We start from the raw sequence: 24,308 nt of genomic DNA, 5'->3' as shown, positions 1-24,308 counted from the left end.
ACGGCGCATTCAGCGTCTGGACAGTGATTGTGGGGCAGGGTGGCCGGCAGTAGGTTGAAACGATCTGCTGACGGAGAAGCCACCATGCCCGAGTACAAAGCTCCCCTGCGCGACATGCGCTTTCTGATCGACCACGTCTTCGACTTCCACACCCAGTACGCGGCCCTGGGCGCTCACGATGCCAGCCCGGACATGATCAACGCGATCCTCGAGGAGGGCGCGAAGTTCTGTGAGAACGTTCTGGCGCCGCTCAATCGCAGCGGTGACGAAGAGGGCTGCCATTTCGACAATGGCGTGGTGACAACGCCTGCAGGCTTCAAGCAAGCCTTCGCACAATACGTGGAAGGCGGCTGGCATGGTCTGGCGGCCGACCCGGCCTACGGCGGCCAGGGCCTGCCGAGTTCGCTGGGGCTGGTGATCAGCGAGATGGTCGCCTCCAGCAACACTTCCTGGGGCATGTACCCGGGCTTGACCCACGGCGCCATGTCGGCGATCCACGCCCACGGCACCGAGGAACAGAAAAACACCTATCTGCGCAAACTCACTGCGGGCCAGTGGACCGGCACCATGTGCCTGACCGAAGCCCATTGCGGCACCGACCTGGGCATCATCAAGACCCGCGCCGTGCCTCAGGCCGACGGTAGTTACGTGGTCACCGGCAGCAAGATTTTCATCTCCGCCGGCGAGCACGACATGAGCGACAACATCATTCATCTGGTATTGGCCAAACTGCCGGACGCACCGGCGGGGACCAAGGGGATTTCGCTGTTCATCGTGCCGAAATTCCTGCCGGATGCAGCCGGCGAGGCGGGGGAGCGCAACGGCGTTTCCTGCGGTTCGATCGAACACAAGATGGGCATAAAAGCCTCGGCCACTTGCGTGCTGAACTTCGATGACGCCAAAGGTTTCCTGATCGGCGAGCCGAACAAAGGCCTGAACTGCATGTTTACCATGATGAACCATGCGCGGCTTGGCACCGGGATGCAGGGTCTTTGTCTGGGCGAAGCGAGTTTCCAGGGCGCGATCAAATACGCCAACGACCGCTTGCAAATGCGCGCCCTGACCGGCGCCAAAGCCCCGGACAAACCGGCCGATCCGATCATCGTCCATCCGGACGTGCGGCGCATGCTGCTGACCATGAAAGCCTTCAATGAAGGCAACCGCGCACTGACCTATTTCACTGCGCAGATGCTCGATGTCGCGCACCTGAGCCCGGATGCCGGCGCGCGTCAGGAGGCCGAAGACCTGCTGGCATTCCTGACCCCGATCTGCAAGGCGTTCATGACCGACACCGGCCTGGAGGTGACCAACCACGGCATGCAGGTGTTTGGCGGCCACGGTTTTATCCGTGAGTGGGGCATGGAGCAACTGGTTCGCGACTGCCGCATTGCACCGATCTACGAAGGTACCAACGGTATCCAGGCGTTGGACTTGCTGGGGCGCAAAGTCCTTGGCAGCCAGGGCAAGCTGCTGCGTAACTTCACGAAGATCGTTCACAAGTTCTGTGCAGCGAACGCCGGACATGCGCAATTGGGCGAGTTTGTGGCGCAGCTCGACAGCCTCAATCAGCAGTGGGGTGAGTTGACCATGCAGGTCGGCATGGCCGCGATGAAGAATCCGGATGAAGTCGGCGCCGCATCGGTGGATTACCTGATGTACAGCGGATACATCGTTCTTGGCTATTTGTGGCTTCGCATGGCGCTGGTCGCCCAGGCACAGCTGGAGTCGGGCGAGGGTGACGGCGATTTCTGCCAGGGCAAACTGGCGACGTGCGAGTTTTACTTCAAGCGTCTGTTGCCGCGTACCGTAGCCCATCGTTCGGCGATCGAGGCGGGCAGCGATTGCCTGATGAAACTGCCGGCCCAGTTGTTCGCGCTGTAACACGCCACTGTTAAACAAAAGAGCCCGCTGATTGCGGGCTTCTTTATGGTTGATCGCTGGTGACTAAAAATAACAAAACAGTCACCGCCTGACCCTATGTGTCGCAAAAGTTGTTGGGGTACACTCCAGCTCAATGACATCACCCTTCCACGAATCACCTGTTTAGATCTTTGCGAGGTTTGCCATGGCTGACTACAAAGCGCCGCTGCGCGATATGCGCTTCGTCCTCAATGAAGTGTTCGAAGTCGCCAAACTCTGGGCCGAGCTGCCGGCCCTGGCCGAGACCGTCGACGCGGAAACCGTTGAAGCCATTCTCGAAGAGGCCGGCAAGGTCACCAGCAAAAGCATCGCGCCCCTGAGCCGTGCCGCCGACGAAGAAGGCTGCCACTGGGCCGACGGTGCCGTCACCACGCCGGCCGGTTTCCCACAGGCCTATCAGACTTATGCCGAAGGTGGCTGGGTCGGTGTTGGCGGTGATCCGGCCTACGGCGGCATGGGTATGCCCAAAGCCGTGTCGGCTCAGGTTGAAGAGATGGTCAACTCCGCCAGCCTGTCCTTCGGTCTGTACCCGATGCTGACTGCCGGCGCGTGCCTGTCGATCAACGCCCACGCCAGCGAAGAGCTGAAAGCCGCTTACCTGCCGAACATGTACGCCGGCGTCTGGGCCGGTTCCATGTGCCTGACCGAGCCGCACGCCGGCACAGACCTGGGCATCATCCGCACCAAGGCCGAACCTCAGGCCGACGGCTCCTACAAGGTCAGCGGCACGAAGATCTTCATCACCGGCGGTGAGCACGACCTGACCGAAAACATCATCCACCTGGTGCTGGCCAAACTGCCGGACGCACCGGCGGGGCCGAAAGGCATTTCGCTGTTTCTGGTGCCCAAGTTCATGGTCAATGCCGATGGCAGCCTGGGCGCACGCAACCCGGCCAACTGTGGTTCGATCGAACACAAGATGGGCATCCAGGCGTCCGCTACCTGCGTGATGAACTTCGATGAAGCCGTGGGCTACCTGGTCGGCGAGCCGAACAAAGGCCTGGCCGCCATGTTCACCATGATGAACTACGAGCGGCTGGGCGTCGGTATCCAGGGCCTGGCCACCGGCGAGCGCTCGTATCAGAACGCCATCGAATACGCCCGTGATCGCCTGCAAAGCCGTTCGCCGACCGGCGCGCAGAACAAGGACAAGGTCGCTGACCCGATCATCGTCCACCCGGACGTGCGTCGCATGCTGCTGACCATGAAAGCCTCGAATGAAGGCGGTCGTGCGTTCTCCACCTACGTGGCAACGCAACTCGACACCGCCAAGTTCAGCGAAGACGCTGCCACCCGCAAGCGTGCAGAAGATCTGGTGGCCTTGCTGACGCCAGTGGCCAAGGCGTTCCTGACCGATCTGGGTCTGGAAACCACCGTTCACGGCCAGCAGATTTTCGGCGGCCACGGCTACATCCGCGAGTGGGGTCAGGAGCAACTGGTGCGTGACGTGCGCATCACCCAGATCTACGAAGGCACCAACGGTATTCAGGCGCTGGACCTGGTGGGCCGCAAGATCGTCGGCAGCGGCGGCGCGTTCTACAAACTGTTCGCCGACGAGATCCGCCATTTCATCGCAACCGCCAGTGCCGATCTGGGCGAGTTCACCAAGCCGCTGAATGACGCCGTCGACACCCTCGACGAGCTGACTTCATGGCTGCTGGACCGGGCGAAAACCAACCCGAACGAAATCGGCGCAGCGTCGGTCGAGTACCTGCAAGCCTTCGGTTACACCGCCTACGCGTACATGTGGGCACTGATGGCCAAGGCAGCGCTGGGCAAAGAAGCGCAGGACGATTTCTACGCGAGCAAACTCGGCACGGCGCGCTTCTATTTCGCCCGTCTGCTGCCGCGGATTCACTCGTTGAGCGCGTCGGTCAAGGCCGGCAGCGAGTCGCTGTTCCTGCTGGACGCTGCGCAGTTCTGATGATGTAACGTCATGTAAGCGATCTCTTACATGACGTGCTGCTTTTCTCCCATAGGCGTAGATTGGATCCAGAGCTAATCTACTTTCCATGGACGTAGCGCAGGAAGCGCAAAGTAACAACACGGACACGTAAGGATTCTGCCAGGGTGGCGGAGTGAAATGGATGTCAGGGAAACAGTCTGCAAAGCCCCGCTTCGGCGGGGTTTTCTTATGCCCGCAGAAAAGTTTTCAGCTCAGCGCGTCCAGTGGCGGCGCCCCCTTCAGCGGTTTGTCTTCGCGCTGCATCACCTCTTCCAGCAACGTTCGCAGCAAGGCCAATGGCGCCTGCTGGCGTTGCACATCGCGACACACCAGCCCGACCGTCAACGGTACACGTGGCTCACTCAACGGTTTCCACAGTAGGTCCTGATCGTCGTACTCCTTCTGCGAACGACCGGGCAGCACCGTCGCCAGACGGGTGTGCGGCAGGCTGTCGAGAATCCCCACCATGTTGTTCAGTTCTGCCTGCACTTGCGGGCGACGTCCAAGACTGGCCAGTTGCGCCTGCCAGATCTGGCGGATCTGGAATTCCTCGCCCAGCAGCAACATGGGCAGTTCGGCGGCTTGGCTCATCGAGACTTTCTTGAATTCCCGCAGCGGATGATCCGCCGGGATGACCAGCGTCAGTTCATCTTCGTACAGCATCACGCCGTGCAGCCCCGGCTGGCGCGGTGGGAGATAGCTGATGCCAATGTCCAGCGAACCGTTGAGCAGTCGCCGCTCGATCTCCAGCCCCGTCAGTTCATAAATCTGCACCACCAGATGCGGCTGAGCCTTGCGTACCCGTTCAAGCATTTGCGGCACCAGACTGGTGTGCACGGTTTGCAGCACGCCGATCGCCAGCGTACGCAGCGCCTGCCCCTTGAAGTTGCCCAGCGCTTCACGCGCCCGCTGCATGCCATCAAGCAGTGGCAGTGCGTGGTTGTACAGCGTATGAGCGGCCAGGGTCGGCAGCAGGCGTTTGCTGCTGCGTTCGAATAGCGTGACATCGAGGTTCTGTTCCAGGTGGCGGATCTGCTGGGACAGCGCGGGTTGGGAGATCGAAAGCCGCTCCGCGGCCCGTCCGACGTGACCTTCTTCGTAGACCGCGACGAAATAACGCAGTTGTTTGAAATCCATAAGTAACACTTATCGAAAATGCTGGTAAATCGAAATGGCTCGACGCCGAGAACAGGCCTAGTCTAACCGCATTCACAAGGCTTACAGGGCCGGAAAGCGCAATGACCAGCGTTTGTTTTGAAAGTGTTTGCATAGGCAGTTCAAAAAACCTCGATCGAGGTCTTTTTCAATGAATCTGTTCAGTTTGCGGCGTCAGACGCCGAGCCTTGATGACCTGGCTTTTGAAACCCATGAATCGACCGCCGCTGATGGCCTGAATGCCGAGCGCCTGATGCCTGGCGTGGAACGCCCGCAACAGGTTTTCGTTCGCGGCCAGGGCTCCTGGTTGTGGGACAGCAATGACCGCGCCTACCTGGACTTTTCCCAGGCCGGTGGCGCCAACAGCCTCGGCCACAGCCCTTCGGCGCTGGTCAAAGCCATTGCCAGCCAGGCACAGGCCCTGATCAATCCCGGATTCAATCTGCACAACCGCGGCATGCTCAGCCTCACCGAGCGTTTGTGTGCCAGCACTTCCAGCGATCAGGCGTATCTGCTCAACAGTGGCAGCGAAGCTTGTGAAGCCGCGATCAAATTGGCGCGCAAATGGGGTCAACTGCATCGTGGTGGCGCCTCGCGGATCATTGTCGCCAGACAAGGCTGTCACGGACGCAGTCTGGCGACGATTTCGGCGTCGGACAGTTGCAATCTGCACAATCGCTTCGCGCCGCTGCTGCCGGGTTTCGATCTGGTGCCGTTCAATGATCTGCCGGCGCTGCATGCCGCAGTCGATGCGCAGACCGTGGCGATCATGCTTGAGCCAATCCAGAGCGATGCCGGTGTGGTTCCTGCGACCGAGCATTACCTCAAGGGCGTCGAACGCCTGTGCCGTGAACTGGGGATTCTGCTGATCCTCGACGAAGTGCAGACCGGCATCGGCCGCTGCGGCACCTTGCTCGCCGAACAGTCCTACGGCGTGCGCGCCGATATCGTCGTGCTCGGCAAGGGCCTCGGCGGTGGCGTTCCACTGGCTGCATTGCTGGCGCGAGGCAAGGCGTGCTGTTTCGAGCCCGGCGAATTGGGCGGCACTCATCACGGCAACGCGCTGATGACCGCCGCAGGGCTGGTGGTGCTCGACAGCGTGCAGGATCGCGCATTCCTCGAACAGATCCGGGACAACGGCCAGCATTTGCGCGAAGGGCTCGCTCGTCTGGCCCGTCGTTATGAACATGGCGAGTTGCGCGGGCAGGGTCTGTTCTGGGGGCTGACGCTGTCGGAAGACTCCGCCGAGGCTGTCGTCAAAGCCGCCCTCCATGAAGGCTTGCTGCTCAACGCTCCACAAGCCAACTGTCTGCGCTTCACCCCGGCACTGACCGTCAGCAAGGCCAACATCGACGAAATGCTCCTGCGTCTGGCCCGAGCTTTCTCCCGGGTACGCACCGCGCAACTGCAATGCCGCAAAGGGATTGCCGTCTGAGCTGAAGTTTCCCACCCGAATTCAAGAACCGTCTCGCGGTATAACGCACGCCCCACGCCTGATTCTTTTGGCGTGGGGCGTTTTTTTGTGGCCGGGTTTTTCCATCGCGGTTTATTGCTTGAGGGACCGCCGCTGCAGTGTTTATTTAATGGGCTTCGGCAAGGATTGCCGAAGCTGGCGGAACACCCTTGTCGCAAGGCAGGCTTTGTAATCTATACCACTGAGTGGTATGTTTTTTTGGAAGGGATACCGATGTCGTTCAGGTTGTTCAAGACAAAAGGTTTTGCGATACAGGCCAACAAAGCATGGATCACCGACGACGAGCTTCGCGAGGCTTTTGCCGAGATGCTCGATGGGCAAGCGGACAATCTGGGAGGCGGAGTCTGGAAGAAGCGCCTGAACGAAAACCGCCACCGTTCAATTGTTCTGGCCAAGGGCGGGCGTTACTGGATTTATCAGGTGCTGTTCGCCAAAAAGGATCGGAGCAATATCAATTCTGCAGAGTTGAAGGAGCTGCGCAAACTGGCGAAAGCCTATGCACAACTTACCGAAGAGCAGATTCAAGGCTTGTTGGTCATGAAGGCGTTTGTGGAGATAACTCATGAGTAAAAAATTCAAGAGTGACGTATTTGAATCAGTGCACGGGTCGGCCAGCGCCCTGCATGCAGTCGGTGCGATCAGCAAGGCAACGATGCGTGAGTTTGATGAGTCGTGCCTTGCTGCGGTCCCGGATGCGATCCCGGCGGAGCAGATCAAGGCATTGCGTGAGCTTAACAACGTCAGCCAGCCAGTGTTCGCGCGTTATTTGAACACCAGTGCTTCGACTGTTAAACAATGGGAATCAGGGGATAAGCATCCAAGCGGAATGGCTTTGAAGCTGCTCAGCATTGTGCAGAAACACGGTCTGCAAATACTGGCTTGAGTGGTCTTGCGCACTCTGTCTGGCGATAGCACTGAACCCTGACAAACGGCGCAGGTCGATTAGCTTGTATGGCTCAGTCGAGCCAACCCCCAATCAGGAGCTGCCCCATGGACTTTATCCGCATCATCATCGCCATTATCTTGCCGCCACTGGGTGTGTTTCTTCAGGTCGGGTTCGGCGGCGCGTTCTGGCTGAACATTCTGCTGACGCTGTGCGGTTACATCCCGGGGATCGTGCACGCGGTGTACATCATCGCCAAGCGCTGAGTTTCAATCGGCCAGGCCCATCACTTGCCGGTAGAAGCGCCATTCCTGCTCCAGCGCGTGGGCCTGGTTCGCGGCCCGGCGGAAGCCGTGGCGTTCGTCGGCGTAGTAATGCGCTTCGACCTCAATGCCGTTTTGCTCCAGGGCTGCGACCATGTCGCGGGTCTGTTGCGGCACGACCACGGCGTCCAGCTCACCCTGGAAGAAAATCACCGGCACGCGAATGTTGCCGGCGTGCAGCAACGGCGTGCGGGCGGCATAGCGTTCGCCGTCTTGCTCGGGATCGCCGATCAGCCAGTCCAGATAATCACCTTCGAACTTGTGTGTTGCACGGCCCAGAGCTACCGGGTCGCTGACGCCGTAGAGGCTGGCGCCGGCGCGGAACACCTGGTGGAACGCCAATGCACAAAGCGTGGTGTAGCCACCGGCGCTGCCGCCACGGATGAATGCACGCTCGCCGTCGATCATGCCGCGTTCGGCCAGATAGGCCACCACTGCGCAGGCATCCTCGACATCCACTGCTCCCCAACTCAGATGCAGCGCCTTTCGATACTCCCGGCCATAGCCGCTGCTGCCTCGGTAGTTGAGGTCGGCCACGGCGAAGCCGCGTTGCGTCCAGTACTGGATGCGCGGATCCAGCAGCGGATAGCAGGCCGACGTCGGACCGCCGTGGATGAACACCACCAGGGGCGGTTTTTCATCACCATGGGTGGCCGGATAAAAGAAGCCGTGAGCCTGGCCCGAGCCGCTGGGATAACACAGGGTTTGCGGTTGGCTGATGCGCTCGGCGGGAAGCGGAGCAACGCCGCCGGCGAGGATTTTCACTTCACGCGACTCGCGATCAATGGCGATCACGGCTGAAGGGCTGATTGGTGAAGCGGCGATGCAGTAAATGAACTGATCATCGACCGCCAGATGACGGAAGCGGCTGTAGTCGCCGGTGAAGTCTTCGCCGTTAAGCGCCAGACGCCCGAAACCGCCTTCACTCCAACTGGCCAGGAATCCTTCGTCGGTGGGCAGCCAAGTGCAACCGCCAAGTTGCCATGGGGCTGGCGCGTGATCGGCCGGGGCGCAACGCAGTGGTTGCAATCCTTCTGCAGACTCGACCCACGGTTGCCAATATCCGCCACGGTCGGTCAGGCAGCCCAGTCGTCCGCTGGCATCGAAACGGGGTTGCTGGATCGACTCTTCCAGCGTTTCTCCGGCCACGCAATGAGGGGCGGAAAAGCCGTTATCGGTTCGCTTGGCGATCATCAAACGGGTGGCGGTCCACGGCTGATGCGGGCGGCTCCATTCGATCCACGCCAGGCGCTGGCAGTCCGGGCTGATGATCGGTGCCGCATAGAAATCCGCACCTTCTGCCAGCAAACTCTCGGTGCCGTTAACCAGATCAATGGCCACCAACCGATGGCGATCACCGTTCTCTTCTACGGCCAGGACCTGCCCGTTGGCAAAATGCAGATCGCCATATCGGCACTCACCCGTCGTCAGAGCTTCGGGCGCGCCATCCAGTGTCTGCCGGTAAAGCTGTTGATCTGCCTCGTTGACGAAAACAATCCCGTCAGGCGTCAGACAAAACGCCCCCCCACCATATTCGTACACCCGGCTGCGCACGCTGAAGCCCGCAGGCGTCAGACATTTCGCTACGCCATCGTGCCAGTGCCAGATCCGGCAGGCAGCGTCTGCCGGGCGATATTCATTCCAGAACAAACCCTGGGCGCCGAGCTGCAATTCGGCGAAATCCACGCCGGCAGCAACGGCGGCGGTAGCGCTGAAAGGCTCAGCCTTTGGCGATGAGGCGCGAGTTTCGTTCATTGCGAAAGGCCAGTTGTTCGATGGTCTGGGTGGCGTGCTCGGCTTCTTCGCGGGCCTTGAGGATCACGCCGTGATGTTCGGACTTGCTGCACACCGGGTCGGCGTTGCTGGCATCGCCCGTAAGCATGAACGCCTGGCAGCGGCAGCCGCCGAAGTCCTGTTCTTTCTCGTCACAGGAGCGGCACGGCTCGGGCATCCAGTCATAGCCGCGAAAGCGGTTGAAGCCGAACGAGTCGTACCAGATGTGCTGCATGCTGTGGTCGCGCACATTGGGAAATTGTACCGGCAGCTGTCGGGCGCCATGACAGGGCAGGGCGGTGCCGTCCGGTGTGACCGTCAGAAACAGACTGCCCCAGCCATTCATGCAGGCTTTCGGACGTTCTTCGTAATAGTCCGGGGTGACGAAAATCAGCTTGCACGGATGCCCTTCGGCTTCCAGTCTGGCGCGGTATTCGTTGGTGATGCGTTCGGCGCGGACCAGTTGCTCTTTGGTCGGCAACAGGCCGACACGATTGAGCTGTGCCCAGCCGTAGAACTGGCAGGTGGCGAGCTCGACGAAATCCGCTTCCAGAGCGATGCACAGCTCGATGATGCGGTCGATCTTGTCGATGTTGTGCCGATGGGTGACGAAGTTCAGCACCATCGGGTAGCCGTGGGCCTTCACGGCGCGGGCCATTTCCAGCTTCTGCGCGAAGGCTTTTTTCGAGCCCGCGAGCAGGTTGTTCACTTGCTCGTCGCTGGCCTGGAAGCTGATCTGGATGTGATCGAGCCCGGCCTTCTTGAAGTCGCTGATCTTCTGCTCGGTCAGGCCGATGCCTGAGGTAATCAGGTTGGTGTAAAAACCCAACTGACGCGCCTCACGAATCAGCTCGGCAAGGTCCTGGCGCACCAGCGGCTCGCCCCCGGAAAAGCCCAGTTGCGCCGCACCCATCTCCCGCGCTTCGCGAAATACCTTGATCCACTGTTCGGTGCTCAGCTCTTTGCCCTGCTCGGCGAAGTCCAGTGGATTGGAGCAGTACGGGCATTGCAGCGGGCAACGGTAGGTCAGTTCGGCGAGCAGCCACAGCGGCAGGCCGACTTCCGGTTTGGCCGGGACTTGCGCCGATGTCTCAGGCAAGTTCGATCCAGTGCTGCGCACGGGCAACCTCCATGAATTGCTCGATGTCGTCACCGAGCTCGGGTACGCCGGGGAACTGTCTGTCGAGTTCGGCGATGATCGCCGCGACATCCCGCTCACCGTCGATCAGGCCGCCGATCAGTGCGGCACTTTCGTTGAGCTTGATCATGCCTTCCGGGTACAGCAGCACGTGGCCTTTCTGCGCCGGTTCGTACTGGAAACGGTAGCCGGGACGCCAGGTCGGGGTCTTGCTGCGGTCGAAACTCATAAGGCGATTCCTTTATGCCAGACCCGTTGATCGGTGACGCTGTGATACGGCGGGCGGTTCAGTTCGTAGGCCATGCTCATGGCATCGAGCATGCTCCAAAGGATGTCCAGTTTGAACTGGAGAATTTCCAGCATGCGCTCTTGACCTTCGCGGGTCTTGTAGTGCTCCAGCGTGATCGCCAGGCCATGCTCGACATCGCGTCGGGCCTGGCCGAGACGGGTGCGGAAATATTCGTAACCCGCCGGGTCGATCCACGGGTAATGCTGCGGCCAGCTGTCGAGGCGCGACTGGTGGATCTGCGGCGCGAACAGCTCGGTCAGCGAGCTGCTGGCAGCTTCCTGCCAACTGGCGCGGCGGGCGAAGTTGACGTAGGCGTCGACGGCGAAGCGTACGCCGGGCAGCACCAGCTCCTGGGAACGCAATTGATCCGGGTCGAGACCGACGGCCTGGCCGAGGCGCAGCCAGGCTTCGATGCCGCCGTCCTCACCGGGGGCGCCATCGTGGTCGAGCAGGCGCTGGATCCACTCGCGGCGGATCTCGCGATCCGGGCAGTTGGCGAGGATTGCCGCGTCTTTCAGGGGAATGTTCACCTGATAGTAGAAGCGGTTGGCGACCCAGCCCTGAATCTGCTCGCGGGTGGCCCGGCCTTCATACATCGCCACGTGATACGGGTGATAGATGTGGTAGTAGGCGCCCTTGGCGCGCAGGGCCGCTTCGAATTCGGCGGGGGACAGCGGGGTGTCGGTCATTGCGGTTCTCCGGGCCATTCGTTACAGGACAATGCTCATGCCGTCATACGCCACTTCAACATTGCGTCGCACCAGTTCCGCGCGCTCCGGGGAGTCTTCGTCGAGAATCGGGTTGGTGTTGTTGATGTGGATAAGCACCTTGCGCTGCTCGGGAAGCTGTTCCAGCACTTCGAGCATGCCGCCGGGACCTTTCTGGGCGAGGTGACCCATTTCGCCGCCGGTGCGGGTGCCAACGCCACGGCGCTGCATTTCATCGTCGTCCCACATCGTTCCGTCCACCAGCACGCAGTCGCTGTCGGCCATGATTTCCAGCAACGGCGCATCGACCTTGCCCAGACCTGGCGCATAGAACAGCTTGCCGCCGGTGCTGAGGTCTTCGACGATCAGGCCGATGTTGTCGCCCGGGTGCGGATCGAAGCGGTGCGGCGAGTAGGGCGGTGCCGCGCTGCGCAGCGGCAGCGGGGTGAAGCGCAAATTCGGGCAGGCGGCGACGGTGAAGCTCTGGTCGAGTTCGATGCGGTTCCAGTCCAGCCCGCCGTTCCAGTGCTTGAGCATGGTGAACAGCGGGAAACCGGTGCTCAGGTCCTCGTGGACCATGTCCGTGCACCAGACCTGATGCGGGCAGCCTTCGCGCAGGCTGAGCAGGCCGGTGGTGTGGTCGATCTGGCTGTCCATCAGGATGATCGCGCTGATGCCGGTGTCACGCAGGGCACGGCCCGGTTGCATCGGGGCGAAGCTCTGAAGCTGCGCGCGGATGTCCGGCGAGGCATTGCACAGCACCCAGTTCACGCCGTCATCGGAAATCGCGATGGACGATTGGGTACGGGCCTGGGCATTCAGGCTGCCGTCGCGAAAACCGGCGCAATTGACGCAGTTGCAGTTCCACTGCGGAAAACCGCCACCGGCGGCCGAACCCAGAATCTGGACGAACATGAACGCTCCATCATTTCAACGCTGAAAATAAAACGCCCCGGCGAGCCGAGGCGTTGCACTGCAGTGTTCTGCTTGAGGCAGGACTCAGCGGCTGGCGAAGTACATGGTGACTTCGAAGCCGATGCGCAGGTCGGTGTAAGCAGGTTTGGTCCAGGCCATCGGGTGACTCCTTTTTCAGGTGGGTGAGATAGCGCTATCCATAGGTATAGTCCACGGCAGCGCAGGGATGTTCCAAATAGTTAGGTGGCTATGTTACTCAAAATTTCAGGGGGTTTGCCCGTGAATCTTTGAGAAAGCTCCTTGCAGCCCCGGTAATGATCATTTTGTCGCTTGCCATGGCGCGCCTGGCGCAGGTCTGTTGGCCATGCCGTGCCAGCCGCCTTCGGCGCGGATCAGGCGCTGTGCGGCGGCTTGCAATGCCGGGCGATCCAGTTGAGTGATGGCCTTGCTCAGTTGATCCAGGTAATCCGACGAGTGGCCAGCCAGTTTTGCCTGCCACAGAAGTTCGGCAGCGTCTTTGGCGGGCAGGACATCGGCATCCAGATGCGCGGCGAGGATCTGGCGCTGCTCGATGAACAGCGCGTCATCGATTTTCTCGATCAGCGCGGGAATGCCTTCGATAAACGCTTGAACGTGGCCCAGCAGTTGCTCAGGAGTGACTGTCGGCGATTGCACGCCGAACTGCCATCCACTCTGGCCATGCGCCTGTCTGAAGGCGCTGAACACCGCGTATCCCAGCTGCAACTCGCCCCGTAGCCGCTGATAGTACGGCGTGTGGCACAGGTGCGCGAGAAAACGCCATGCGGCTTCGTCGGCTATGTTCGGGCTGGCGGTCGGGCAGAACAGCAGCAATGCGTGTTCGCTGGAGGCGGTGTCGATCTGACTCCATCGGTAGTGGGCGTGGACTGCCGACGGGGTTGGTATTTCGTTGTCTGGCTTGCCTGGAATGCGACTCAGGGCCAGCCCCATGGCCGATTGGGTCTGGGCATCGAGACACAGGGCCAGGCCATCCCAACGGGAAGTTGCCCACAGCTGATTGGCGTCGTCGGATTGCACAACCGCTGGAAGACAGTGCTCGGGCCATGCCTTGAGCAATTGGCGGATCGGCATCGACGGCACGTCCGGCTCGTTTGTCGCGGAATCAGCGTCAACTTGCGTCAGATGTTTCAGCGCATGCTCCAGGACGCCGGGTAGTACGTCCTGCAGACCGGTCACCTTCAATATCCACTGATTCCCCGTGGTGCTGAACGAGAGCTCGACCCCGGCCTGACGCGCGTCGTCAGACACCTCCCGCAGACTGCGTTGCAGTTTCGCTTGCAGCTCGGCCGTGGCCGCTGCTTCCGTCTGCCAGCGCACATACACCGCACCTTCGTCGCCGTTATCCGGCAGCGCCTGGCTGAATTGCATCGGCGAGCGTTCGCGGCGGCTGCGCGAGCGATCCTGAGCAAACGTGCGCAGGCCTCGGTGGGCGCTGGTCTGGCCGCGAATCAGGCCGGCGTTGGCCAGCGGTTCTGCTGCGCGCAGGAACGGATTGGCAGTGGGCAGATGCCAGTGACTGCTGAAGTTATCCACAATGCCGATTTTGCCGAGAATCACTTTGAGCGCTGCAACCGCCGATTCGGAGAGGCCGCTTTCGAGTTGTTCGCTGTCGAGTCGCGCCCGTTGCAGCGCGCCACTGACCTGCTGCTGACGCTGAAGCTGCGCCGAATATTCCTCACGCAATGCCGGCCAGTCCTGCTGTTCGGCGAAGAAACTCAGCCAATCCAGCCATTGCTCGCGAATGGCATCGAGTGACCCGCTGGGTGCAGTGAACTGAAGATGCAGCAAGGCTTGCCCTGCGAACTGGTACTGCACGCAGGCTTGCAGGCTGTCAGCGAGACCCAGCTGCTGCAAATGCGCGAGCAACCCACCGGGTTTGGTGCTGTTCAACCAGTGGCAGAGAAACGCCAGCGCTTCGGCCGACGACTCCGGCAGATCCTCCAGCGCTACCAGCAGATTGCCGCATCGCTCGCCGACCTGTTGATAACTTGCCTGTGGGTTGTCCATCAAGCGAACGGGGGCTGCCTGTGCAGTTTTATCCCCAGGCGTCAGCGTGGCGGCAAACTGTTCGGCCAGCGTGCGCAGCTCTTCAACGCTCTGCGGCCCGACCAGACTCAGGGTCATCTGCCCGGTGCGGTAAAACTGCCGATGGAAATCTTTCAGTGCCTGCTGAAACTCCGCCTCTTCTACCGGCAGCGTGTCGCGGTTCCCGGCATGAAAGCCGCGCAAAGGATGCGCTGCCGACAATCCCTCGAACAGTGCCTCTTTCTGCTGAGCCGCAGCATCCTGGGACCACGCGACAAACTCCGCCTGCAACACTTCCCGTTCCCGCAACTGATCGTCCGGATTCATACGCGGCCGGGCGAGCATGTCTGACAGACGCTCCAGCCCGCCACTGAAGGACGCTGGCGGCAACTCAAAGAAGAAATCGGTGGTGCGCTCACGGGTGCTCGCATTCACTTGGCCGCCGTGACCTTGCACATAGGCCATCAGCCCTTGCTGCACAGGAAAACGCTCGGTGCCGAGGAACAGCAAATGCTCAAGGAAATGCGCCAGCCCCGGCCACGCCAACGGCACGTCATGACTGCCGGCAGCCACTCGCAACGCAGCGGCGCTGCGCTTGAGGCCGGGCACGCGACGCAGGGTCACGCGCAAGCCGTTGGCCAGGGTTTCGGTGTGAGGGCGGGGGTGAGTCGGCGCAGGCATGGGCACTTCCAGAACAGTGAAGTGCCAATGCTAGCGGATTAGCGCTTGTTGAGCGCGTCGTAAAGTTCGGGGCGGCGGTCGTTGAAGTAGCGGTTGGCGTTACGCGAATCGATCATCAACTGGCGATCCAGCTCACCGACGATCAAGGCTTCGTCCAGTCCGGCCTGGGCGATACGGCTGCCATCCGGTGCGGCAATGCTGCTTTGCCCGCAGTAATGGATATCGCCTTCGTGGCCGCAGTAGTTGGCGTAAGCCACGTAGCACTGGTTCTCAAAGGCGCGGGAGCGCACGGAAACATCGGCAATGAAATCGAAAGGAATCATGTTGGCGGTCGGCACCAGGATCAGCTCGGCACCTTCAAGGGCCAGGCGCCGGGCGTTTTCCGGGAATTCCAGGTCGTAGCAGATCAGGAAACCGAGCTTCCAGCCGTTGAGCTCGACGATGGGAAACTCGCCATCGCCGGGGCTGAACATCGAACGGTCCAGATCGCCGAACAGGTGCGTTTTACGGTAATTGCACAGGCGCTCGCCGTTCGAATCGATCAACTGCACGGCGTTGTAAATCTGTCCTTCGGCGGTGCGCTCCGGGTATCCATAGAGAATCGCCAGGCCGGCAGCCTTGGCGATCCGTCCAACCTGCTGCGCCCACTCACCGTTATAGACCTCGGCCAATGTCGCGACCGCTTCCTTGCCGATGTTGTAGCCGGTCAGGAACATCTCCGGCACCACCAGCAGATCGGCGCCTTTGGCCTCCATCGCCAGTTGATGCAGGCGCTGGAGGTTGGCGGCCGGTTCCAGGGGCAAAGGTGGACATTGGTAAAGGGCAACACGCATCGGGGATTCCTCTTACTCGGGCAGGGCGATCGGGCCGATGTCGTTGAACACATCACCCGGGCCGGGGTTCTCTTTATGTGTGGACCCGCCGAAGTGCTTCATGATTCCCCACACCGCATTGAGCGACGTTTGTACCGCGCCTTCAACCCAGGCTGGCGTCCACGATACGTCGTCGCCGGCGATGAAAATCCCGCGCTGCTCCGGCGGCATGTCGTCCTGCATGAAATGTGCGTACATGCGCTGGTTATAGCGATAGTGACCGGGCAGGGCGCCTTTGAATGCACCGAGGAAATGCGGGTCGGCTTCCCAGGATACGGTGATCGGATCGCCGATGATCCGCGCGGCGATGTCGACTTTCGGGTAGATCTTCTTCAACGCATCGAGCGCCAGTTTCACGCGTTTTTCCACCGGATGCGGGAGCATTTTCAGCGCATCGCTCATCCACGAGTACGACAGGCAGATCACGCCTGGCTTGTCGTCACCGTTGTCGAACAGATAGGTGCCACGGGTCAGGCGATCGGTGAGGGTCATGCTCATCAGGTCGCGGCCGGTTTCCGGGTCCTTGTCCTTCCAGAACGGACGGTCAACCATCACGAAGGTCTTCGACGATTGCATGTAGCGCGTGCGGTCGAGGGCCATCCACATTTTTTGCGAGAACAGGGTTTCGTCGCACTCGATCTGGGTGGTCAGCAGCCAGCTCTGACAGGTGGTGAGTACGGCGGCGTATTCGCGGGTGTCGCCGTTGTTGTCGGTGACCGCGAAGCGCCCGTCAGGCGCGTGGGCAATTTTCTTCACCCCGGAACGTGGCGCGCCGTGGTGCAGCGACTTGAGGCTGGTGCCTTGCGGCCAGTGTACGCAGCGTTCCGGCGCATGACGCCAGATGCCTTGTGGCACTTGTTCCACACCGCCGACCACCAGGTGTTGGTGGTCGTCGCAGTTGGTCATCACCACGCGGAAGATTTCCAGCATCGAGTTGGGGAAGTCCGAGTCCCAGCCACCGGTGCCGAAACCGACCTGGCCGAACACTTCACGGTGATGGAACGACAGTTTGGCGAAGGCTTTCGAGGTGGCGACGAAGTCGTAGAACGTGCGGTCGTCCCACAGCGGCACCAGGGTGTTCCACAGCTCTTTGAGGCGCGGCACATCGCGGTCGCGGATCGCTTGCTGGATATCGGCAAACTGCGAGCCGGCCTCCAGAGCGTCGGCCCAGGCGTCAGCCACTTCCTGGAACAGTGCAGGAAGATCCTTCAGGCTCTGTGCGTAATGGGTTTTGCCTTCCAGGTCGATCACGGTACTGCCGGAGGCCGGGGTCAGCGGGTTGGGGAAGGGTTTGGTTTCCAGACCGAGTTTGTCGACGTAGTGATAGAACGCGGTGGAGGATACCGGGAAGCGCATGCCGCCGAGCTCGGCGACGATGCCGTCAGTGCCGTTGAATGCCTGGGAGCGCAGACGGCCGCCGAGCTTCGAGGCCTCATAAACGACCGGTTTCAAACCGAGTTTCATCAGTTCGTAAGCCGCCACCAGACCTGCGATGCCGGCACCGACGATTGCAACTTCGGCACCGTGGTTGTGCTCGGGAATGCTACCCAGACCGGCCGGGTGTTCGATCCAGTCGTCGAAGGCGAACGGAAAGTCCGGGCCGAAAATGGTGATCGGTTTCTTACCGTCTGCAGGATGGCGATTGTTCTTGTTCATGGCTGACCTTGCTGGCGACCCGACGCCGGATGCGCGTCTGAGTATAGGAAAAGATGCCAGCCATTCTAGGGAGCGTAGAACACGTTAATAAGACGCAAAGTGTCGTCGATTTGAGTGTTGCTGCTGCAATATGACGACAATGTTGGTCAGACTGGATGCCCGCGATCGATTTTGCTGCTGAGGATGATCGAGGTCGTGGTCTTGTCCACGCCGTCTACGCTGCCGATCTGATCCAGCAGTTGATCCAGCTGTTCTGGCGAGTCGGTACGCAGCCACGCCACGTAATCAAATTCGCCACTCACCGCACACAGCTGCTGCACCTGGGCCATCGCACTCAACCGTCGCAGTACCTCTTTGCCGGAGCGCGGCTGCACCTTGATCCCGACATAGGCCTGCAACCCGCCATCCACGACACGCTGGCCCAGACGCACGCCGTAGCCAGTGATGACTTTGGCCTTTTCCAGTCGTGCGAGACGTGAGGTGACCGTGGTGCGGGCAATGCCGAGCTGCCGGGCGAGCATTGCCACGCTTTCGCGGGCATTGATTTGCAGGGCGGCAATCAACTGGCGGTCGATTTCATCAAGAACGGGTGGGCGGATGTCGGACAAGGGACTTCTCCACGCAGATACGAAAAAGCCGCACATATGTGCGGCTTTTTGATGTTTGGTGGGCCCACACGGACTTGAACCGTGGACCAAAGGATTATGAGTCCTCTGCTCTAACCAACTGAGCTATAGGCCCTCAGTAGGCCGCGGATTATAGCGACGGTTTCTCGGCTGTGCTATCCGAAAAATCTGATACGGCTATACGAAGAAACGTCGCGGCGAACTCTTCGGGTGGCAGCGGCAGGCTGACGATGTAGCCCTGGATCTGTTCGCAGCCCTCGGTGGTGAGGAATTGTTGTTGGGCCTGGGTTTCCACGCCTTCGGCGATCACGGTGAATTGCATGCTGCGGCCCAGGGCGATGATGGCGCGGACAATTGCCGCGTCGTGCGGATCGTCAGGCAGGCCGCGGACGAAAGACTGGTCGATCTTGAGGATATCCAGCGGCAGGCGCTTGAGATAACTCAGCGAGGAATAACCGGTGCCGAAGTCGTCGATGGCCAGTTGCACGCCGAGGTGTTTGAGTTGGTGCAACACTGCCAGCGCCTCTTCGGCCTGGCTCATGATGAAGTTTTCGGTAATTTCCAGTTGCAGTAAATCCGGCCTCAGGCGGTTGTCCTTGAGCAGCTGTTCGATGCGCCCCAACAGGTTCGGCTGGCGCAGTTGCGCGCCGGCGAGGTTGACCGACAACGGGCCCAGGGATTCATAGATCTGTCCCCATTCGAACATTTGCCGACAGGCGGTTTCCAGCACCCAGTCGCCGATTTGCAGAATCATGCCGTTCTCTTCCGCCAGTGGGATGAAATGCTCCGGCGGCACCTCGCCGAAGGTCGGGTGACGCCAGCGGATCAGGGCTTCGGCCCCGACCAGACTGTGATCGTCGAGGCTGATTTTCGGTTGGTAGTAGAGGTACAGCTCTTCCCGCTCGATGGCCCGGCGCAATTCATGTTCCAGCGCCACCCGCTCGCTGGCCTGGGCGGTGAGGTCCCGGGTGTAGCTTTCGACGCGATTACGACCCTTGGCCTTGGAGCGATACATCGCCGCGTCGGCGTTCTTGATCAGGGTGGCGACGTCGCAGCCGTCGCGGGGATAGAGGCTGGTGCCGATGCTGGCGCTGATGAAGAACTCATGCTCGCCGGCTTGAAACGGTGCGGCGAAGCAATTCAGCAGTTTGGTGGCAATGTTGTCTGCATCAGCGGCCTGTTGCAGGCCCGGTAGCAGGATGATGAATTCATCGCCGCCCAGCCGCGCCACCGTGTCGATATCGCGAAGCTGTTCCTTGAGGCGCACGGCGATGCCTTTGAGCAGCAGGTCGCCGACCGGATGGCCGAGACTGTCGTTGATGTGCTTGAAACGATCGAGATCGAGAAACAACACCGCGCCCAGGCTGTCGTTTTCCTGCTGACTGTTCAGCGCCATCAACAGGCGGCTTTCGAACAGTGTCCGGTTTGGCAGACCGGTCAGCGGGTCATGGTGGGCCTGGTAATCGAGTTTGGCCTGAGCGTGCTTGAGGCTGGAAATATCGGCAAACACCGCGACGAAGTGAGTGATGAACCGGTCGCGGTTGCGCACGGCGCTGATGGTCAGCCAGCTGGGGTACAACTCGCCATTCTTGCGCCGGTTGGAGATTTCGCCTTGCCAGTGGCCTTCGTCGGTCAACTGGTGCCACATCGCCGCATAAAATGCGCTGTCATGCAGCCCGGAAGCCAACAGGCGTGGGGTATGGCCTAGCGCTTCGCTTTCGCTGTAGCCGGTAATTTCCGTGAATGCGCGGTTCACTGCGCTGATGTGCTGCTGGGTGTCGGTAATCAGCACGCCCTCGGCGGTGCTTTCGAAGACGGTTGCGGCCTGTTGCAATTTTTCCTGCATCAGGTGGCGTTCAGTGATGTCACGGGCAATGGTCAGCATGCAGTCTTCGTCGCCGATCGGCAGCGGCCGGCTGGACACTTCGCAGAGGCGGATCTGCCCGTCGCTGCGGCGGATGTGACAACTGAAGTCACGGACGAAACCGTCACGGTGCAACAGATCGAGCATCTGTTTGCGTTCGTTGAGGTTGACCCAGATCCCCAGATCCAGTGCCGAACGATCCACCGACATGGCGCTGTTGAAACCGGTGATGCGGCTGAAACCTTCATTGACCTCCAGCAACAGACCATCACTCTGGCGTGACAGCAGCAGGCCGTCCGGCGAGGCGTGAAAGGCCTTGGCGAACTTTTCTTCGGAGGTTTGCAACTGCTGTTGGGTTTCCTTGAGCTGCGTAATGTCGCGCACCACGACGACCAGCGCTGGTGTCGTGTCGAGCTCGAACGGTTCGGCGGAAATCAGCCCGGTGAACACCTGCCCATTGTTGCGACGAAAGGGCATCTCCAGGTTGCGAATGCTGCCGGCCTGCAGGCGTTGCAGCAGGCCGGGACCCACGCCGGGAATGCCCCAGATATTGAGTTCGGTAGCAGTCTGACCAATGACGTCTTCGGCTTTGAGCCCGATCTGTTCCTCAAAGGCTTCGTTCACTTCCAGCAGGCAGCCGTCGGATAGCCGGGCGATGACCAGAATATCCGGGCATTGCTGGAACACCGAGGCGAACTTCTGCTCCGACAGGCGCAGGGCCTCTTCAGTACGCTTGGTTTCACTGATATCGATCATCAGGCCGCGCATCACCGGCTCGTGGCCGTGCTCGATGAGGCTGACGATGTCGCGCACCCACAGGCAGCGGCCATCAGCGGTGATCACCCGGTAATCGAGACTGTGATCGCGCCCGGCGAGGACCTCGTGATCGCAGAAGCTCTGTGCGCGGGTCAGGTCGGCGGGGTGGATGATGTTGCGCCAGAAGCCCGGAATCAGCCAGTGCGACAGTGGATAACCCAGTAGGTCTTCGGCATGGGGCGACACGTAGCTGTAGGTGAAGTCGCTGATTCGTGCTTCCCAGGCAATGGCCGACAGGCTCTCCACCAGCCCGCGATAGTGGTATTCGCTGCTGCGCAGTTCCTGTTCGAGGTCGATGCGTCGGGCGATTTCCGAGCTCAAGCGGCGGTTGATGCGGATCACCACTGCCAAGATGATCACCAGCAACAGCAGGCCTGGCAGGCCATAGACCAGCAGATCCGACCAGAATGTCCGATGATCGAGGACGTTGCCCACCCAGTGTTCCTGGATGCTGCTGATCTGCTCAGGGGACATGTCGGCCAGGACTTTGTCCAGAATGCCCACCAGCATTTTGCTGTCGCGGGGAACCCCCATTGCCAATTGATAGCGATAAGGGGTTTCGCCGCTGACATACAGCCCGTCGAGCTTGAGCTGGCGCAGGCTCCAGACACTGGAGGCGAGGTCGCCGACCACCGCGTCCACCTCATCGGTGGCCAGGGCCTGCAACGCCGAGCTGACATTGGGCATGGCCACCAGATTCAGATCGGGATGATGGGTACGCAGAAGCTCATGGGGGGCGTAGTTTTCGACGACCGCGATCTTCAGCCCATACAGCTCCTCGATCTTGCGCGGTTGTGGACCGCCGACGTGGGCGAGGATGACGATCGGAAAGTCCAGGTAAGGGCGAGTGAATGCCAGATAGTTCTGACGTTCCGGGGTGGACATGATGCCCGGCAGCAGATCGATCGTGCCGTTTTTGGCCTGTTCGAGCACGGCTGTCCAGCTTGAGGGTTCGACGGGCGTAAGTTTGATGGCCAGGCGTTGGCGGATCACGTCGATATAGTCCGCGGCCAGGCCCTGATAGCGGTTCTGGTCGTCGCGAAACTCGAATGGCGGCCACGAAGCATCGACACCCAGGCGCAAATCCGGGTGAGCCGCCAGCCAGCTACGTTCTTCGTCGGTCAGAGTCAGCGCGTCAGCCGTTGCGGTCCAGATCATCAGTGACAGCAAAAAGAGCACGGACGCCAGTCTGGGCATAACGGTCTCGGTATGGCTCGGGGGAATGTTTCGAGTGTAGACGGGCTGTGCGCGAGGGGGGGAGTGCGAGGTATTTAATATGCCCTGAAAAACAAAACCCCCGGCCTGGGCCGGGGGTTCTGGTATCACTCGTCGAGGAACGAACGCAGGTGTTCGCTTCGCGTCGGGTGGCGCAGCTTGCGCAGCGCCTTGGCTTCGATCTGACGGATCCGTTCACGGGTCACGTCAAACTGTTTGCCGACTTCTTCGAGCGTATGGTCGGTGTTCATGTCGATACCGAAACGCATGCGCAGTACCTTGGCTTCACGGGCAGTCAGGCCGGACAGTACTTCGCGAGTCGCTTCTTTCAGGCTCTCGACAGTGGCGACATCGATTGGCGACTGCATGGTCGAGTCTTCGATGAAGTCACCCAGATGAGAGTCTTCGTCATCACCGATCGGGGTTTCCATGGAGATCGGTTCCTTGGCGATCTTCAATACCTTGCGGATCTTGTCCTCAGGCATCTCCATGCGCTCGCCCAGCTCTTCCGGGGTCGGCTCGCGACCCATTTCCTGCAGCATCTGGCGGGAAATACGGTTGAGCTTGTTGATCGTCTCGATCATGTGCACCGGAATACGAATGGTGCGGGCCTGGTCGGCGATCGAGCGAGTGATCGCCTGACGGATCCACCAGGTGGCATAAGTCGAGAACTTGTAACCACGACGGTATTCGAACTTGTCCACCGCTTTCATCAGGCCGATGTTGCCTTCCTGGATCAGATCGAGGAATTGCAGGCCACGGTTGGTGTACTTCTTGGCGATGGAAATCACCAGACGCAAGTTCGCTTCAACCATCTCTTTCTTCGCACGGCGGGCTTTCGCCTCACCGATCGACATGCGACGGTTGATGTCCTTGATCTCGGCGATGGTCAGGCCGGTCTCGGTTTCCAGCGCGGTCAGCTTCTGCTGGCAACGGATGATGTCCGGTTGCACACGGGCGATGGCTTCGGCGTACTTGCTCTTGCCTTTGGCCAAGGCGTCGGACCAGCTTTCGTCGACTTCGTTGCCCGGGAACTGACGCAGGAAGTCTGCGCGCGGCATACGTGCATCACGTACGCACAGTTGCATGATCGCACGCTCTTGCTGACGCAGACGATCCAGGGCGCTGCGAACACGCTCGACCAGGGCTTCGAATTGCTTCGGCACCAGTTTGATCGGCATGAACAGCTCGGCCAGCGCCAACAGTTCGGCAATCGCCGCCTTGTTGTGACGACCGTGCTTTTTCAGGGCCTTGCGGGTGATTTCCATCTGATCGGCGACAGCACCGAAGCGCTGTGCGGCAATGACCGGATCCGGACCGCTTTCGGCTTCTTCTTCGTCATCGGAAGCTTCGGCATCGTCATCGTCGTCGGATTCTTCGGCTTTCGCCGCTTTCGCGTCGATCGGCGGCGGCACTTCGGCGGCAGGCGGCGCAATGCCGTCGTCCGGGTCGATGTAACCGCTCAGAACGTCGGACAGGCGACCACCTTCGGTGGTGACCCGAGTGTACTCGGAGAGAATGTGGTCAACCGTGCCGGGGAAGTGCGCGATTGCGCTCATCACCTCACGGATGCCCTCTTCGATACGTTTGGCGATTTCGATTTCGCCTTCACGAGTCAGAAGCTCGACCGTACCCATTTCACGCATGTACATGCGCACTGGGTCAGTGGTGCGACCGATATCGGTCTCCACCGCCGCCAACGCAGCGGCTGCTTCTTCCGCAGCGGCCTCGTCGGTATCGGCGTCGGCCAACATAAGGGCGTCCGCATCCGGAGCACTCTCGTGTACGGGGATCCCCATGTCGTTAATCATGCGGATGATGTCTTCCACCTGCTCCGGATCTGAAATATCCTCGGGCAGGTGGTCGTTGACCTCGGCGTAAGTCAGATACTTCTGCTCACGACCCAGTTTGATCAACTCAATAATACGAGACTGCTGTTGCGCTTTTCCGGACATAACACCCTATCCACTGAAGGTCTTGGCGGGCAAAAAA

At 60.5% G+C, this 24,308-nt stretch carries 19 protein-coding genes and 1 tRNA gene; 6 read left to right on the top strand and 14 right to left on the bottom strand.

Features of this window, described 5'->3' with window-relative positions; genetic code table 11:
- Positions 1-84: 84 nt before the first annotated feature.
- The gene (locus tag C6Y56_RS26210) at positions 85-1,881 is read left to right on the top strand and encodes an acyl-CoA dehydrogenase C-terminal domain-containing protein (RefSeq protein ID WP_169432182.1); all 1,797 of its coding nucleotides are present in this window, start codon (positions 85-87) and stop codon (positions 1,879-1,881) included.
- Positions 1,882-2,065: 184 nt separating this feature from the next.
- Positions 2,066-3,844 carry an acyl-CoA dehydrogenase C-terminal domain-containing protein gene (locus tag C6Y56_RS26205; RefSeq protein ID WP_169432181.1) on the top strand — a complete coding sequence of 593 codons (1,779 nt, stop codon included), beginning with the start codon at positions 2,066-2,068 and terminating at the stop codon, positions 3,842-3,844.
- A 228-nt stretch (positions 3,845-4,072) separates the two neighbouring features.
- Here C6Y56_RS26205 and C6Y56_RS26200 read toward each other — a convergent pair whose 3' ends face one another.
- Positions 4,073-5,002: a LysR family transcriptional regulator gene (locus tag C6Y56_RS26200; protein WP_169432180.1), complete on the bottom strand. Its 930-nt coding sequence runs from the start codon at positions 5,000-5,002 to the stop codon at positions 4,073-4,075.
- A gap of 169 nt (positions 5,003-5,171) precedes the next feature.
- Here C6Y56_RS26200 and C6Y56_RS26195 point away from each other — a divergent pair, with 169 nt between their 5' ends.
- The 4 genes from C6Y56_RS26195 to C6Y56_RS26180 all read left to right on the top strand — a co-directional run bounded on the left by C6Y56_RS26195 (position 5,172) and on the right by C6Y56_RS26180 (position 7,643).
- Positions 5,172-6,455, top strand: coding sequence for an aspartate aminotransferase family protein (locus tag C6Y56_RS26195; RefSeq protein ID WP_169432179.1), 1,284 nt, complete (start codon positions 5,172-5,174; stop codon positions 6,453-6,455).
- A 252-nt stretch (positions 6,456-6,707) separates the two neighbouring features.
- Positions 6,708-7,064, top strand: coding sequence for a type II toxin-antitoxin system RelE/ParE family toxin (locus C6Y56_RS26190; RefSeq protein ID WP_169432712.1), 357 nt, complete (start codon positions 6,708-6,710; stop codon positions 7,062-7,064).
- Positions 7,057-7,377 carry a helix-turn-helix domain-containing protein gene (locus tag C6Y56_RS26185; RefSeq protein ID WP_169432178.1) on the top strand — a complete coding sequence of 107 codons (321 nt, stop codon included), beginning with the start codon at positions 7,057-7,059 and terminating at the stop codon, positions 7,375-7,377. Before C6Y56_RS26190 ends, C6Y56_RS26185 begins: the two co-directional genes overlap by 8 nt.
- Before the next feature lie 107 nt (positions 7,378-7,484).
- Positions 7,485-7,643, top strand: coding sequence for a YqaE/Pmp3 family membrane protein (locus C6Y56_RS26180; protein WP_065259115.1), 159 nt, complete (start codon positions 7,485-7,487; stop codon positions 7,641-7,643).
- 3 nt (positions 7,644-7,646) lie between these two features.
- On the opposite strand, the gene C6Y56_RS26175 is transcribed toward C6Y56_RS26180, so the two are convergent.
- The 13 genes from C6Y56_RS26175 to rpoD form a co-directional block, all read right to left on the bottom strand.
- Positions 7,647-9,455: a S9 family peptidase gene (locus tag C6Y56_RS26175; protein ID WP_169432177.1), complete on the bottom strand. Its 1,809-nt coding sequence runs from the start codon at positions 9,453-9,455 to the stop codon at positions 7,647-7,649.
- Positions 9,421-10,593: a pyrroloquinoline quinone biosynthesis protein PqqE gene (gene pqqE / locus C6Y56_RS26170; RefSeq protein ID WP_169432176.1), complete on the bottom strand. Its 1,173-nt coding sequence runs from the start codon at positions 10,591-10,593 to the stop codon at positions 9,421-9,423. The genes C6Y56_RS26175 and pqqE overlap by 35 nt, the downstream gene beginning before the upstream one ends.
- On the bottom strand, positions 10,565-10,840 hold the full coding sequence (pqqD, locus tag C6Y56_RS26165; protein WP_007959876.1) for a pyrroloquinoline quinone biosynthesis peptide chaperone PqqD: 276 nt from the start codon (positions 10,838-10,840) through the stop codon (positions 10,565-10,567). The genes pqqE and pqqD overlap by 29 nt, the downstream gene beginning before the upstream one ends.
- A complete protein-coding gene (gene pqqC / locus C6Y56_RS26160; RefSeq protein WP_166223334.1) occupies positions 10,837-11,589 on the bottom strand; it encodes a pyrroloquinoline-quinone synthase PqqC in 753 nt (250 codons plus the stop codon). The genes pqqD and pqqC overlap by 4 nt, the downstream gene beginning before the upstream one ends.
- A 21-nt stretch (positions 11,590-11,610) precedes the next feature.
- Complete coding sequence (gene pqqB, locus C6Y56_RS26155) at positions 11,611-12,522, bottom strand: pyrroloquinoline quinone biosynthesis protein PqqB (protein WP_169432175.1); 912 nt, start codon at positions 12,520-12,522, stop codon at positions 11,611-11,613.
- A gap of 84 nt (positions 12,523-12,606) precedes the next feature.
- Positions 12,607-12,681, bottom strand: a complete 75-nt coding sequence (gene pqqA, locus C6Y56_RS26150; protein WP_003444522.1) for a pyrroloquinoline quinone precursor peptide PqqA — start codon at positions 12,679-12,681, stop codon at positions 12,607-12,609.
- A 159-nt stretch (positions 12,682-12,840) separates the two neighbouring features.
- On the bottom strand, positions 12,841-15,267 hold the full coding sequence (pqqF, locus tag C6Y56_RS26145) for a pyrroloquinoline quinone biosynthesis protein PqqF (protein ID WP_169432174.1): 2,427 nt from the start codon (positions 15,265-15,267) through the stop codon (positions 12,841-12,843).
- A 38-nt stretch (positions 15,268-15,305) separates the two neighbouring features.
- Entirely contained in the window at positions 15,306-16,100 is a 795-nt protein-coding gene (locus C6Y56_RS26140) for a carbon-nitrogen hydrolase family protein (protein WP_169432173.1), read from the bottom strand.
- Positions 16,101-16,112: 12 nt separating this feature from the next.
- Positions 16,113-17,795, bottom strand: a complete 1,683-nt coding sequence (locus C6Y56_RS26135; RefSeq protein WP_085709206.1) for a flavin monoamine oxidase family protein — start codon at positions 17,793-17,795, stop codon at positions 16,113-16,115.
- 146 nt (positions 17,796-17,941) lie between these two features.
- Positions 17,942-18,403: an Lrp/AsnC family transcriptional regulator gene (locus C6Y56_RS26130; RefSeq protein ID WP_169432172.1), complete on the bottom strand. Its 462-nt coding sequence runs from the start codon at positions 18,401-18,403 to the stop codon at positions 17,942-17,944.
- Positions 18,404-18,459: 56 nt separating this feature from the next.
- A tRNA-Ile gene (locus C6Y56_RS26125) sits at positions 18,460-18,536 on the bottom strand.
- Positions 18,537-18,551: 15 nt separating this feature from the next.
- Positions 18,552-22,298, bottom strand: a complete 3,747-nt coding sequence (locus C6Y56_RS26120) for a bifunctional diguanylate cyclase/phosphodiesterase (protein WP_169432171.1) — start codon at positions 22,296-22,298, stop codon at positions 18,552-18,554.
- A 125-nt stretch (positions 22,299-22,423) separates the two neighbouring features.
- Complete coding sequence (gene rpoD, locus C6Y56_RS26115; RefSeq protein ID WP_039768067.1) at positions 22,424-24,271, bottom strand: RNA polymerase sigma factor RpoD; 1,848 nt, start codon at positions 24,269-24,271, stop codon at positions 22,424-22,426.
- Positions 24,272-24,308: the final 37 nt, after the last annotated feature.

The sequence above is a fragment of the Pseudomonas fluorescens genome (assembly GCF_012974785.1).
GTDB classification, from domain to species: domain Bacteria; phylum Pseudomonadota; class Gammaproteobacteria; order Pseudomonadales; family Pseudomonadaceae; genus Aquipseudomonas; species Aquipseudomonas fluorescens_BT.
This window is presented reverse-complemented; position numbering and strand designations above follow the sequence as displayed.

What these genes read in the sequence shown, in the direction of transcription:
- C6Y56_RS26185 (WP_169432178.1), top strand. Translation starts at nt 7,057, where the DNA reads ATGAGTAAAAAATTCAAGAGTGACGTATTTGAATCAGTGCACGGGTCG.
- C6Y56_RS26175 (WP_169432177.1), bottom strand. Translation starts at nt 9,455, where the DNA reads ATGAACGAAACTCGCGCCTCATCGCCAAAGGCTGAGCCTTTCAGCGCT.
- pqqF (WP_169432174.1), bottom strand. Translation starts at nt 15,267, where the DNA reads ATGCCTGCGCCGACTCACCCCCGCCCTCACACCGAAACCCTGGCCAAC.
- C6Y56_RS26135 (WP_085709206.1), bottom strand. Translation starts at nt 17,795, where the DNA reads ATGAACAAGAACAATCGCCATCCTGCAGACGGTAAGAAACCGATCACC.
- C6Y56_RS26180 (WP_065259115.1), top strand. Translation starts at nt 7,485, where the DNA reads ATGGACTTTATCCGCATCATCATCGCCATTATCTTGCCGCCACTGGGT.
- rpoD (WP_039768067.1), bottom strand. Translation starts at nt 24,271, where the DNA reads ATGTCCGGAAAAGCGCAACAGCAGTCTCGTATTATTGAGTTGATCAAA.
- C6Y56_RS26120 (WP_169432171.1), bottom strand. Translation starts at nt 22,298, where the DNA reads ATGCCCAGACTGGCGTCCGTGCTCTTTTTGCTGTCACTGATGATCTGG.
- C6Y56_RS26195 (WP_169432179.1), top strand. Translation starts at nt 5,172, where the DNA reads ATGAATCTGTTCAGTTTGCGGCGTCAGACGCCGAGCCTTGATGACCTG.
- C6Y56_RS26205 (WP_169432181.1), top strand. Translation starts at nt 2,066, where the DNA reads ATGGCTGACTACAAAGCGCCGCTGCGCGATATGCGCTTCGTCCTCAAT.
- pqqC (WP_166223334.1), bottom strand. Translation starts at nt 11,589, where the DNA reads ATGACCGACACCCCGCTGTCCCCCGCCGAATTCGAAGCGGCCCTGCGC.
- C6Y56_RS26200 (WP_169432180.1), bottom strand. Translation starts at nt 5,002, where the DNA reads ATGGATTTCAAACAACTGCGTTATTTCGTCGCGGTCTACGAAGAAGGT.
- pqqB (WP_169432175.1), bottom strand. Translation starts at nt 12,522, where the DNA reads ATGTTCGTCCAGATTCTGGGTTCGGCCGCCGGTGGCGGTTTTCCGCAG.
- pqqD (WP_007959876.1), bottom strand. Translation starts at nt 10,840, where the DNA reads ATGAGTTTCGACCGCAGCAAGACCCCGACCTGGCGTCCCGGCTACCGT.
- C6Y56_RS26210 (WP_169432182.1), top strand. Translation starts at nt 85, where the DNA reads ATGCCCGAGTACAAAGCTCCCCTGCGCGACATGCGCTTTCTGATCGAC.
- C6Y56_RS26190 (WP_169432712.1), top strand. Translation starts at nt 6,708, where the DNA reads ATGTCGTTCAGGTTGTTCAAGACAAAAGGTTTTGCGATACAGGCCAAC.
- C6Y56_RS26140 (WP_169432173.1), bottom strand. Translation starts at nt 16,100, where the DNA reads ATGCGTGTTGCCCTTTACCAATGTCCACCTTTGCCCCTGGAACCGGCC.